The organism is Trinickia camelliae (assembly GCF_053525655.1).
This window is the reverse complement of sequence record NZ_JBCHAA010000005.1, coordinates 1-11,715: the sequence shown is the minus strand read 5'-3', so window position 1 is coordinate 11,715 and position 11,715 is coordinate 1. Positions and strand designations below refer to the sequence as shown.

Here is an 11,715-nt window from a genome sequence, read left to right as displayed (position 1 = left end):
TTCGCTTCAATCGGCGGTTAGTTGCCTTTGCCGTCCAGCACGGCAGCGACGCGCGCACGCAGCACCGGCACGACATCGCGTTCGAACCAAGGATGATGTTTGAACCAGCCGACATTGCGGGGCGACGGATGCGGCAACGGCAGCCGATGCTCGCCGTAATCGCGCCACGCTTCCACGGTCTGCGTGAGCGACGCCTTGCGCTCGCCGGCGAGGAACCGCTGCTGCGCGTAACTGCCGACCAGCAGCGTCAGCTCGACTTCCGGCAACTCAGCGAGCACACGGTCGAGCCACAATGGCGCGCACTCGCGGCGCGGCGGCAGATCGCCCGACGGTCCCTTGCCCGGATAGCAAAAACCCATCGGCACAAGCGCGATGCGCGAAGCGTCGTAGAAGATGTCTTCGCCGATGCCCATCCACGACCGCAACCGCTCGCCGCTCTTGTCGCTCCACGGCACGCCGGTCTCGTGCACGCGCGCGCCCGGCGCCTGGCCGACGATCAGCACGCGCGCCGCGCTCCCCGCCTGCAGCACCGGGCGCGGGCCGAGCGGCAACGCGCTCTCGCACACCCGGCACGCGCGAATCTCGGCGAGGAGCGCCGGCAAACCGGGCTTCTGTTTTTGCATCGGATGTCGGTAGATGTCAGTGGTGCGCGAGTTTCGCCAGAACATAGTCGCGCAGCACCACTGCCTGGTTGTGCTCCGGATCTCGCGCGCCGAACAGCAACGTGACCGGACCCTTGGCGACCGCTTCGAGAATCGGCTCCACACAGTCCGGATGCGCGTCGAGTTCCGTGCGATAACGGCTCACGAATTCGCTCCAGCGTTTGGGATCGTGACCGAACCAGCGGCGCAGCTCGTCGCTTGGCGCGGCGTCGCGCAGCCAGGCGTCGAGATGCAATTCTTCTTTCGTCACGCCGCGCGGCCACACTCGATCGACGAGAAAACGCGCGCCGCGCTCGCTGAGCGGACGATCATAGGCTCGGCTGATGCCGATCTGGGACGATTTCATGATGTTGGCATGCGCGCGGACACCGCGCCGGGGCGCTTCGCCGCCGCGCAAAACTGACGATTGGGCGGAAAATCAATATATCACTTCGTGATACAGGACGTCGGGGACGCCTAGTCGGGGGCGCCAGCGCCTGAGGGCCAGCGCCGGCTGGTCAGACGTGAGGAATGACAGGACCGATATCGGGCGACACCTGCCGCAACGTCGCATCGAGCGCCCGGGCCGCGGCGCGATCGCCCTCGGTGGCGAGCGGCACGCGAAACACGGTCTGCCGGTTATGTCCGGCTGCAGCGGGCGAATCCCACAGCAACTCGATTCGTTGGCGCAGATGCCGGCCGCCCACGCGCGCGTGGCTGGAGGCCATCGCGGGCGCGGCGCCCGGCAACCCCGTTTCGACGGCGCGCACGTCGCCGAGCGGCGTCACGACGGGCTGCACTTCCGACACCGGCCACTTGACCGACAGCTCGCGCGCGTCGTACTGCCCGACTTTGCGGCTCTCGACCCACACGACGACGGTACGCGTGTTCGCATCGAGCGAAATCGCATAGCGGCCGATGGCGAAACGCCTGGCCGCGATGTTCGTGCGCCACAGCGCGCGCGGACGGCAAATCCACATGACTGCCGCGTAGAGCGCCGGCGCGACGACCAGCCAGCCGTTGGTCTCCGCGATCGTATTGATGGTGCGGCGCCAGCCGGCGGCCCAGACGAACGCCCCGATCGACCAGATCGCAAACGCGAGCCCAAGCAGCGCAAAAAACCGGAGCGCCTGCCGCAGCCATTGCGGCAGCGGATGGAATGGGCGCTCGGCCCGAGCCTGAGCGCCTGGCAGGACGATGACGAGGAACAGGAAGACAACGTTGATGCAGGCCCACGGCGACGACGTCATCGCCGACAGCGACGCGCCGTACCCCATCTGCGCCATCGAATAGAGCCAGCGCGTGAGAATCACGAGACCGATGGCGCGCAGCGCGAACAGCGTTCCGGCGCCCGGCGCCGGATTCGCTCGCGTTTGATTCGTTCTCGCCAAAACGTCCTCCTGACATCGACTGGGCGCCGTCGGGCTGGACGCCGTCCGGCTTCGCGCCGTCCGAAAAACGGCACGGCGGCCATTATAGGGACATTGCAAGACCCGCTCACGCGCATTGCCAGCTTCGAACACAAAATCGACGGAAGGACGCAGCTACGGGCCTCCGAAGCGAGGCGCAAAAACAACAACGCCCCGCATGCGGCACTTCGCATGCGGGGCGTTGCCGGCGCCGGGGGGCTTTAGGACACCCGCGCCCTTGGTTTCGGCGAACTTTAGCCGGCCGCGACTTCGCGCAGCACGGTGCGGCGCTTCTGGCGCAGCAGCTCCTCGTACGAATTGATGTAGTTCTGCGCCATCACCTTCGACGAGAAGCGATCTTCGAACGCCTTGCGCACGGTTGCGCGCGGCAGCGAGGACAGGCGCTTGACGGCGGCCACGGCGCTGATTTCGTCTTCGACGACGAAACCCGACACACCGTTTTCGATCACTTCCGGCACCGAGCCGCGCTTGAACGCGATCACCGGCGTGCCGCACGCCATCGCTTCGATCATCACCAGACCGAAGGGCTCCGGCCAATCGATCGGGAACAGGAGCGCGTGCGCGTTGCCGAGGAATTCGGTCTTCTCGGCTTCGCTGATTTCACCGATGTACTCGACGTGCGGCAGCGACATCAGCGGCTTGATCACTTCTTCGTAGTAGGCGCGGTCAGCCTTGTCGAGCTTCGCGGCGACCTTGAGCGGCATGCCCGCCTTCTCGGCGATGCGGATCGCGGTGTCGAGACGCTTTTCCGGCGAGATGCGGCCGAGGAACGCGAGATAGCTCGGCTTCACGTCCGGAATCGGCTTGAGCAGGTTTTCCGGCAGACCGTGGTAGACGGTCGACAGCCAGCTCGCTTGCGGCAGCGGGTTGCGTTGGTTGTCGGAGATCGACACCACCGGTACGTCGTTGAACGTGTTGAAGATCGGCTGCAGCTCGGGCAGGTCGAGACGGCCATGCAGCGTCGTCAGCTGCGGCACCGGCTGGCGCGAGAACAGCGAGAACGGGTAGTAGTCGATGTGGAAATGCAGCACGTCGAAATCGTCCGCGCGGCGGCGCACTTCTTCGAGCAACAGCATGTGGGGAGCCATCGTGTCGCGGATCGTCGGGTCGAGGCGCAGCGCCTGCGGCCAAACCGCTTCGAGCTTCGCAGACGTTTGCGAATCGCCGCTCGCGAAGAGCGTCACGTCGTGTCCCATTTCGACCAGTGCTTCGGTCAGGTACGACACCACGCGCTCGGTGCCGCCGTACAGTTTCGGGGGAACCGCTTCGTGAAGGGGAGCGATTTGAGCGATCCGCATAGATGAACTCCTAGTAAAAATTCAGGCAAAAATGACTGCTTGTTTGTTAAAAGCGAATCGCCTGCTCCGGTGTGGGCGGCCGGTATCTCGATATTGAGCCGGCCTGTCCTACATTCGGTTCCATGAGCCTGCGGTGGATCGCTTGGGCAAGTTAATGCCCGAACGATGTGTGAAGCACCTACGGCGGGCATGAGCCGTTAACGTACTTTTTTCACAATCGTTGACCGGATCAGCACAAATTTCCTAGGGCTAACCCGGACGCCATTATCGGGCAGCACGAAGGTTGTGCCGCACATCATTTCAAAGTCTTTACGTTGTTACAAAGGCGAAACACTTTGCAAACCTTTGTTTTTTAAGAAAGTTCTAGATTAAGCAACTACTGACTCCGATTCCCGAGTACCGCCTCCCCGCTCGCGAACGGGCTTCATCCGATAGACCGGCCAGTCGGTCCTGAATGGAATTCGTAATTCTATCTCAGAAAGAATTCGGAAAATCTAGGCGCTTGACTCGGGCTCGCCCGAGCGGTAGCCAACACGAAACGCGCCGCGTCGACGGCCGCTCCCGCACACCGGCGCCCTGGAGAGTGCGCTTACAACTCCGTACTCCGGCACGGGCTGTGCGTGTTTACAATGTCGCCCTGTAGCGGCTGTTATCTTGATATTGGCTCGCGACGCGCCACCCGCAGACTATTCTTTTCATGACTCAACCCGTTTTGCGTCGATCGCACGAAGAATTGGAACATCTCACCGTCGCCCAGCGTAACGCCCGCAATGCGAAGCTTTCGAGCTATGCGCATCGGCCGCTTGCGTTTCTGCTGACCTATATCCGGCGCCACCCCGTCGCCCATGCGATCGTGCTCGCCAGCGTGTTCGCCGCGGTCGGCTGCGCGCTCGGGTCCCAGTACGCGATCAAGCATCTGATCGACGTGCTCGGCGCCGGGCGTCACCACCCCGGTCCGCTGTGGAGCGCGTTCGCCATCCTGGTCGGCCTGATCGCCGCCGACAACCTGCTGTGGCGGATCGGCGGCTGGGTCGCCGCGCACGCGTTCGTCAACGTGACGGGCGACCTGCGGCGCGACCTGTTCTCCTATCTCAGCGGACACTCCCCCACCTACTACGCCGAGAAGCAGCCGGGCATGCTCGCGAGCCGGATCACGGCGACGTCGAACGCCGTCTACACGTCCGAGAACACGATGGCGTGGAACGTGCTGCCGCCGTGCATCGCGGTGATGGGCGCGATCGTGATGATCGTCACCGTGAATCCGGTCATGGCGGCGGGCCTCCTCTCCTGCTCGGCCGTGCTCTCGATCGTGCTGTTCAAGCTCGCGAAGCGCGGGTCGTCGCGGCACCATCAGTTCGCGACCAAGGCGGCGTCCGTGGACGGCGAGCTCGTCGACGTGATCAGCAACATGAGCCTCGTGCGCGCGTTCGGCATGACGTTTCGCGAGCAGAAGCGCTTCGGCGCGACGGTCAAGGCCGAGATGGACGCGCGCCAGCGCAGCCTGCTGTATCTCGAGAAGCTGCGCCTGCTGCACGCCGTGATCACGGCGATGCTGTCGGCCGGCCTGCTCGGCTGGGCGTTGTGGCTGTGGGACCAAGGCAAGGCGACGTCCGGCGACATCGTCCTCGTCAGCTCGCTCGGCTTTACGATCCTGCACGGCACGCGCGACCTGGCCGTTGCGCTCGTCGACGTGACGCAGCACATCGCGCGTCTCGCCGAAGCCGTCCAGACGCTGCTCGAGCCGCACAGCATGCCGGACCGCAACGACGCCGGCGAGCTGACTGCGCAAGGCGGCCGCGTCGATTTCGACGGCGTCACGTTCGCCTATCCGCGCCGCCGCGCGATTCTCGATCATTTCGATTTGCACATCGAGCCGGGCCAGCGCGTCGGCCTCGTCGGCAAGTCAGGCGCCGGCAAGTCGACCGTGCTTGCGCTCCTGCAGCGCTTCTACGACACGCAAGGCGGCTCGATCAAGGTCGACGGCCAGGACATCGCGGCGATCACGCAGGACAGCCTGCGCCAGTCGATCGCGCTCGTCCCGCAGGACATTTCGCTCTTCCACCGGACCGTCTACGAGAACATCGCCTACGGCCGGCCCGAGGCGACTCGCGACGAAGTGCTCGCCGCCGCGCGCGAGGCGCGCTGCACCGACTTCATCGAAGCGATGCCGGAAGGCTTCGACACGATTGTCGGCGACCGCGGCGTGAAGCTCTCGGGCGGCCAGCGCCAGCGCATCGCGATTGCGCGCGCGATCCTCAAGAATGCGCCGATCCTGCTGCTCGACGAAGCGACGTCGGCACTCGACAGCGCATCCGAGGAAGCGATTCAGAAGGCGCTCGACCGCCTGATGGTGGGCCGCACCGTGATCGCGATCGCGCACCGCCTGTCGACGCTGCAGAATTTCGACCGCATCATCGTGATGAGCGCGGGCAAAGTCATCGACGACGGCTCGCCCGAGGAATTGCGCGCCCGGCCCGGCATGTATCGCGATCTCCTCGCGAAGCAATACGGTAAAGGCACGCAGCTGCATCTCGGCGGCAAGAAGTTCGACGAGCAGCACATCGCCTGACTACGTTATTCGACAGTCGCCTTCTTGCGCGCGGTCTTGGCCCGCGCCGCAGGGCGCGGTTCCCCGCTGCGCTTGAGATCGCTAAGGAAGTTATCGCGCCACACCGAGACATTGTTCTCGCGCAGTTGCGCAATCATGTCGCGATAGCGCGCGCGGCGTTCCGCAACCGGCATCTCGAGCGCCGTCGCCAGCGCCTCCGCCATCCCGTCGATATCGATCGGATTCACGATCAACGCGCCGTCCAGCTCCTGAGCCGCACCCGCGAAACGCGACAGTACCAGCACGCCAGGATTGTCCGGATCTTGGGCCGACACATATTCCTTCGCGACCAGATTCATCCCATCGCGCAGCGGCGTCACGTAGCCGACGTGCGACTCGCGAAAGAGCGCCGCGAGCACCTGACGCTCGTACTGGCGGTGGATATAGTGAATCGGCGTCCAATCGAGTTCGGCGAAGCGTCCGTTGATGCGGCCAGACTCGCCTTCGAGCTGAAGGCGGATGTCCTGATAGGCATGCATGTCTGCGCGCGTCGGCGGCGCGATTTGCACGAACGACACGTTGTTGCGCATCGCGTGCACCTGATCCAGCAAGCGCTCGAATGCACGGAAACGCTCGACGAGTCCCTTCGAATAGTCGAGACGATCGACGCTCATGATGAGCTTGCGGCCATGCAGCGTCGCCTTCATCGTGCGCACGGGTTTGCCTCGCGCGCCAGCCTTCGCGAGCTGCGCGATTTCATCCGGATAGACGCCGATCGGATAAGCCGCCGCATGCAGCGTGCGGCCGAAGGCGCGGATCGTCGAGGGTCCGTTAGCCGGGTGCTCGCATTCGCCGGCCGCTTCGTGCACGACGTAATCGCAAAACGCGCGCAAGTCGGGCTCGGTCTGAAAGCCGAGCAAGTCGAACGAACACAGCGCTTCGACGAGCTGTCGATGCGGCGGCACCGCGAGCAGCACTTGCGACGCCGGAAACGGAATGTGCAGGAAGAAGCCGATGCGATTCTTCACGCCTGCCGCGCGCAACGCTTGCGCGAACGGGATCAGATGGTAGTCGTGGACCCAGATCACGTCGTCGTCGCGCAGGAGCGGCACGAGTTGCTGCGCGAGCCACGCGTTGACGCGCCAGTAACCCTCGAAATCATGACGATCGTATTGGATCAGATCGGCACGATAGTGAAACGCCGGCCACAGCGTCGCGTTCGAAAACCCGCGGTAATACTGGTCGTAATCGCGGCGCACGAGCCCGATGGTCGCAAACGTCACCGGCCCGCGCTCTTCAAGCTGGATCTGCGGCTGTCCGGACGCGAGCACGTCGCCGCTCCAGCCGAACCACATCCCGCCGGTTTCCTTCAGCGCATCGTAGACGCCGACCGCGAGGCCGCCCGCCGCCGGGCCGCCCTCGGAAATCGGCGCGACGCGATTCGAAACGATGATGAGGCGGCTCATGGCGCGCGTTTTGCGGCAGCGACGATCGACGACAGCCATTCGTACAACGCATCGACCGATTCCACACGCGAGCGCGCCGACGTATCGCCCGCGCCGACCTTGACCGACAGCCCGCCCCGCTCGTTGGCGACCGCGAAGCCCTTCTCGTCGGTCAGATCGTCGCCGGCGAAGAGGGGCGTGCGGCCGGCAAACGGCGGCTCGTCGAGGAATGCGCGCAGCGCGCGGCCCTTGTCGACATCCTTCGGCTTGATCTCGTAGACCATCTTTCCCGGCTGCAGCACGTACGCGCCCGAGTAGTCGGCGACGAGCTTCTGGGTCGCTTCGCGCGCGGCCGCCTCGCGCTCGGGCGCGTTCCGAAAGTGCAGCGCGAGCGCCGCGCCCTTGATTTCGAGCAGCATGCCGGGGTTCGCCTGCACGACCTCCTCGAGCACGCGCTCCATGCGAAGTAATCGCTCGTCGTTGAAGCCGACACGCTGGGTATCGCCGTTCGCGTCGCGCCGCTCGGCGCCGTGCAAGCCGGCGATCGGCAGATCGGGCATGCCGAGAAAGGAGTCGATGCTGTCGATGCCGCGGCCCGACACGATCGCGACCGCGCCATTCGTCAGACGCCGCAGCTCGCCGATCAGAACGATGAGAGCAGCCGGCACATGAATACCGTCGGGCGTCGGCGCCAGTTCGACGAGCGTGCCGTCGAAATCGAAGAAAAACGCGGTCTCGTGGAGAGACAAGAAGGCCGGTAGTGATTGCATCAGTGTGATTGCCTCGCGGCGCTGCGCGGTCTGGTACGACCGTTCGCGCCGGAAAAGTTTGCGCATCTTACCGCGCGAGCGCCATTTTTTCGAGAAAGCCTTTCTCGATAGTAAGCGGGCCGCAAAAACAGCGGCTTGCGTTCAAACCGGAAACGGTTACGTTACGCCTTACTTTCACTGGCTGCGACATATTGACTCTGCTATGGACGCATCTAGGCCGCACGGCAGCGGCTCATCGCAAATTGCGCTACATTCGCAGCCGCTGCACACGAAACGGGCGCTTCCGCAGCCGGCCGTGCGCACCCAGTCATTTAATTGAGTTCCGGATGCTGCCTTTGTTCCAAGCCGTCCGTGCGCCGCGCGGCGCACTGGACCAGCCCGCGCAACGACACAGCACGATGCGCCGGCGCCTTCGCTTGGCGGCGCTTGCCGCCATCGCCTCCTGCTCCGTGCTGCTCGCCGCGTGCTCCCACAACGAGCCGCCATGGCAGCTGACCAACGTCTCGGGCCATTTGCCCGACCTCGAGTTCTCGCTGATGGGCGATGACGGCAAGCCCGTCGACGCGTCGGCCTTCAAGGGCGACACCACCCTCGTCTATTTCGGCTACACGCATTGCCCGGACGTGTGCCCGGAAACGATGGCGCGGCTCATGCAAGTGCTCGCAAAGCTCGGGCCCGACGCGAAACAGGTGCGCATCCTGTTCATCACGGTCGATCCTTCTCGCGATACGCCGAAGGCGCTGCACGACTACGTCGGCGCATTCGATGCCGAGCACGCGCGCGGCCTCACCGGCACCGACGGCCAGATCGAATCGCTCGCGAAGCGCTACCGCGTCGCGTACCAGATGGAGAAGCGCGACCCGAGCGGCAACTACGAAGTAACGCACAGCTCGGCCGTCTACATTTTCGACACCGAAGGCCACGCGCGCCTGCTCGCCACCGACAGCGACTCGCCCGACACGATCGCCACCGATCTGCGCAGGCTGATCGAGACCGCCTCTTAATACCTCTAACTACAACCTGGAATTCAGCATGTCCAAGACATTTAAGGCCGTAGCCGCCGCTCTCGCTTCCGCCGTCGTCGTTGCGTTCAGCACCGGCACACAGGCCGCCGACGCGCAAGTGATCAGCGTCCAGAACGCGTGGGTCCGCTGGCTGCCGAACAACCTGCCCGCGGCCGGCTACGTGACGCTCACGAATTCGAGCGACAAGCCGATCGATCTCGTCGGCGTGACGAGCCCCGACTACGGCGACGCGATGCTGCACGAGACCGTGTCGAACGGCTCGACGCAGCAGATGGTGCACGTCGACAAGGCAACCGTGCCCGCGCATGGTCAGCTGACGATCTCGCCGGGCGGCTACCACTTCATGCTGATGGACGCGAAGCGCAAGATCGCCCCGGGCGACACCGTGCATCTGAAGCTCCAGTTCTCCGATGGCGAAAGCGTCGACGCGCCGTTTGCCGTCAAACCGCCTTCGCAAACCAAGTAAGCAACCGCGATGAATCTGCTGTATTGGCTCGAACCTTGGGAACCGTCGCCGACGGTCGTCGTCTGCGTGCTGGTCGCGGCGGTACTCTTCGCACGCGGCGCGCCCAAGGCGCGGATGACGTTGCGGCGGCAACTGTCGTTCTGGTTCGGGCTGGTGGCGCTCTACATCGCGCTGCATACGCGGCTCGACTACTACTTCGAGCATGAGTTCTTCATGCACCGCGCGCAGCATCTCGTGCTGCATCACCTCGGGCCGTTCTTCATCGCGTGGTCGTATCCGGGCGCGGCGCTGCGTGCAGGGATTCCGTTCAGCTGGCGGCAACGCTTCATGCGTCCCGCGCTGCAGACCAAGCCGGTGCGCGTCGTGTTCGACGTGCTGTTCCATCCGGTGGTCGCCGTGGTGCTGTTCGTCGGGCTGATCTATTTCTGGCTGCTGTCGCCGATTCACTTCAAGGCGATGCTCGACTGGCGGCTCTATCGCGTGATGAACTGGAGCATGGTGATCGACGGGCTGATGTTCTGGTGGCTCGTGCTCGATCCGCGGCCCGCGCCGCCTGCGCGGCTTGCGCCGGGGCGACGCATCATGATGGTCGTCGCGGCGATTCCGCCGCAAATCGTGCTCGGCGCGCTGATCTTCTTTACGCCGCGCGAGCTGTATCCGATTTACTCGATCTGCGGCCGCGCGTTCACCTGGATCAGTCCGATTCGCGATCAGCAGATCGGCGGCTTGCTGCTATGGATTCCCGGTTCGATGATGAGCGTGTTCGGCGCGTTGATCGCGCTGCGTCACTGGATGCGGCTCTCGGCACGCGATCGCTTACGCGAGGAGCGTATGCGAGACGACGGGCGCAAAGGCGCGAGTGTGGCGCCGCAGCGTGCGCGACACGCGGGCTGAGCGGCTGAAAAGAAAGTGTCGAAAGGGCGGCTTGCAGGCCGCCCTTTGTGTTTTATACCGAGCGCATCCAGACGTGCGGGATGCCGTCCTCGTCGTGGACATCGGAGCTCGGCTCGAAACCGAACGCACCATAGAACGCCTGCAGATGCGCTTGCGCATGCAGACTGATCGCCGCGTCGGGCCATTGCTTGACGATGTGCTTGAGCGCCTGCTCGAGCATCGAACTGCCCAGGCCGATGCCGCGATACGCGGCCGTGGTCAGCACTCGGCCGATGCGCACGTCGGTTTCCTTCTCGTCGGGCAGCAACACGCGCAGATAACCGGCGAGCGGCTTGTCGTTACCGTTGCTGTCGTAGGCGAACAGGTGCCATGCATTCGCGTCCTGGCCGTCGATATCGCCGTAGACACAGTTTTGCTCGACGACGAAGACCGCGCTACGCGCCGCGAGCATGTCGTAGACCTCGTTGGGGTTCAGCTCGGAGAACGACTTCCAGTGCCATTCGATCTCGACGGACGGAGTGGGTTTCGATTCGATCATGATGGAGTGGGATTACGCAGAAGGCGCGTGCAGAGTGGCACAGTGCGACGATTATGCCGCGATGCCGAGGCAAAGGCCATGCACGGCCATCCAGCGGGATATGCCTCAGTCAATTGATACTTCAGGATCGGTCGACGAGTACTACGGAAGCAACGGCGTGCGAAGCGAGCGCTATATCAACGAGTTGGAGTCGTTCAAGCACAGCACGGAATAGCGGCGAAATAGCGCCGGAAAAACAAAAAGCCCCGACAATTCGGGGCTTTTTCATCTGGAGGCGCGAGCCGGAGTCGAACCGGCCTACACGGCTTTGCAGGCCGCTGCATAACCGCTTTGCTATCGCGCCATAAGCGGACTGCCTAACCGTCGCCATCCATCACGCGTTGCAACGATTCGCAGATTGATACGTTTGGCCATCTGGCCGACCAAACAAAAAGGGAAGCGCTGCTTCCCCGTATGTCTGGAGCGGGAGACGAGTCTCGAACTCGCGACCTCAACCTTGGCAAGGTTGCGCTCTACCAACTGAGCTACTCCCGCATGATCCTGCATGCGCAGCGCATTGTCTTGTTCATGCCGACAACAACACTTCAACAAAACGCCGCTTCAAATCTGGAGCGGGAGACGAGTCTCGAACTCGCGACCTCAACCTTGGCAAGGTTGCGC

General features: G+C 63.9%; 11 protein-coding genes and 2 tRNA genes. 4 read left to right on the top strand and 9 right to left on the bottom strand.

Translation table 11 applies throughout. From position 1 onward, the window contains the following. Positions 1 to 17: 17 nt before the first annotated feature. The 4 genes from AAHK20_RS10330 to AAHK20_RS10315 all read right to left on the bottom strand — a co-directional run bounded on the left by AAHK20_RS10330 (position 18) and on the right by AAHK20_RS10315 (position 3,369). Positions 18 to 623: a uracil-DNA glycosylase family protein gene (locus tag AAHK20_RS10330; protein ID WP_449181362.1), complete on the bottom strand. Its 606-nt coding sequence runs from the start codon at positions 621 to 623 to the stop codon at positions 18 to 20. 16 nt (positions 624 to 639) lie between these two features. After that, positions 640 to 1,008: a DUF488 domain-containing protein gene (locus AAHK20_RS10325; protein WP_449181361.1), complete on the bottom strand. Its 369-nt coding sequence runs from the start codon at positions 1,006 to 1,008 to the stop codon at positions 640 to 642. 151 nt (positions 1,009 to 1,159) lie between these two features. Beyond that, on the bottom strand, positions 1,160 to 2,032 hold the full coding sequence (locus AAHK20_RS10320) for a hypothetical protein (protein WP_449181360.1): 873 nt from the start codon (positions 2,030 to 2,032) through the stop codon (positions 1,160 to 1,162). A gap of 272 nt (positions 2,033 to 2,304) precedes the next feature. Then, positions 2,305 to 3,369 (bottom strand): glycosyltransferase family 4 protein, encoded by a 1,065-nt coding sequence (locus AAHK20_RS10315; RefSeq protein ID WP_449181359.1) that lies wholly within the window; start codon positions 3,367 to 3,369, stop codon positions 2,305 to 2,307. Positions 3,370 to 4,066: 697 nt separating this feature from the next. On the opposite strand from AAHK20_RS10315, the gene AAHK20_RS10310 reads away from it, so the two are divergent. Continuing rightward, the gene (locus tag AAHK20_RS10310; RefSeq protein ID WP_449181358.1) at positions 4,067 to 5,938 is read left to right on the top strand and encodes an ABC transporter ATP-binding protein; all 1,872 of its coding nucleotides are present in this window, start codon (positions 4,067 to 4,069) and stop codon (positions 5,936 to 5,938) included. Positions 5,939 to 5,943: 5 nt separating this feature from the next. Here AAHK20_RS10310 and otsA read toward each other — a convergent pair whose 3' ends face one another. Together otsA and otsB are read right to left on the bottom strand one after the other, a co-directional pair. Further along, positions 5,944 to 7,383: an alpha,alpha-trehalose-phosphate synthase (UDP-forming) gene (gene otsA, locus AAHK20_RS10305; protein WP_449181357.1), complete on the bottom strand. Its 1,440-nt coding sequence runs from the start codon at positions 7,381 to 7,383 to the stop codon at positions 5,944 to 5,946. Beyond that, on the bottom strand, positions 7,380 to 8,132 hold the full coding sequence (gene otsB / locus AAHK20_RS10300) for a trehalose-phosphatase (RefSeq protein ID WP_449181356.1): 753 nt from the start codon (positions 8,130 to 8,132) through the stop codon (positions 7,380 to 7,382). Before otsB ends, otsA begins: the two co-directional genes overlap by 4 nt. Positions 8,133 to 8,458: 326 nt before the next feature. Between otsB and AAHK20_RS10295 the strand changes: the two genes are divergently transcribed. The 3 genes from AAHK20_RS10295 to AAHK20_RS10285 are packed head-to-tail and all read left to right on the top strand — an operon-like array spanning position 8,459 to position 10,517. Then, the gene (locus AAHK20_RS10295; RefSeq protein WP_449181355.1) at positions 8,459 to 9,136 is read left to right on the top strand and encodes an SCO family protein; all 678 of its coding nucleotides are present in this window, start codon (positions 8,459 to 8,461) and stop codon (positions 9,134 to 9,136) included. A gap of 28 nt (positions 9,137 to 9,164) precedes the next feature. Next, complete coding sequence (locus tag AAHK20_RS10290) at positions 9,165 to 9,623, top strand: copper chaperone PCu(A)C (protein ID WP_449181354.1); 459 nt, start codon at positions 9,165 to 9,167, stop codon at positions 9,621 to 9,623. 9 nt (positions 9,624 to 9,632) lie between these two features. Then, positions 9,633 to 10,517, top strand: a complete 885-nt coding sequence (locus AAHK20_RS10285) for a cytochrome c oxidase assembly protein (RefSeq protein WP_449181353.1) — start codon at positions 9,633 to 9,635, stop codon at positions 10,515 to 10,517. Between the two features lie 52 nt (positions 10,518 to 10,569). Here the strand turns inward: AAHK20_RS10285 and AAHK20_RS10280 are convergent, their stop codons facing one another. The 3 genes from AAHK20_RS10280 to AAHK20_RS10270 form a co-directional block, all read right to left on the bottom strand. Next, the gene (locus AAHK20_RS10280) at positions 10,570 to 11,055 is read right to left on the bottom strand and encodes a GNAT family N-acetyltransferase (protein ID WP_449181352.1); all 486 of its coding nucleotides are present in this window, start codon (positions 11,053 to 11,055) and stop codon (positions 10,570 to 10,572) included. 269 nt (positions 11,056 to 11,324) lie between these two features. Continuing rightward, positions 11,325 to 11,398, bottom strand: a tRNA-Cys gene (locus tag AAHK20_RS10275). Between the two features lie 115 nt (positions 11,399 to 11,513). Continuing rightward, positions 11,514 to 11,589: transfer RNA gene (locus AAHK20_RS10270), tRNA-Gly, on the bottom strand. Positions 11,590 to 11,715 lie beyond the last annotated feature (126 nt).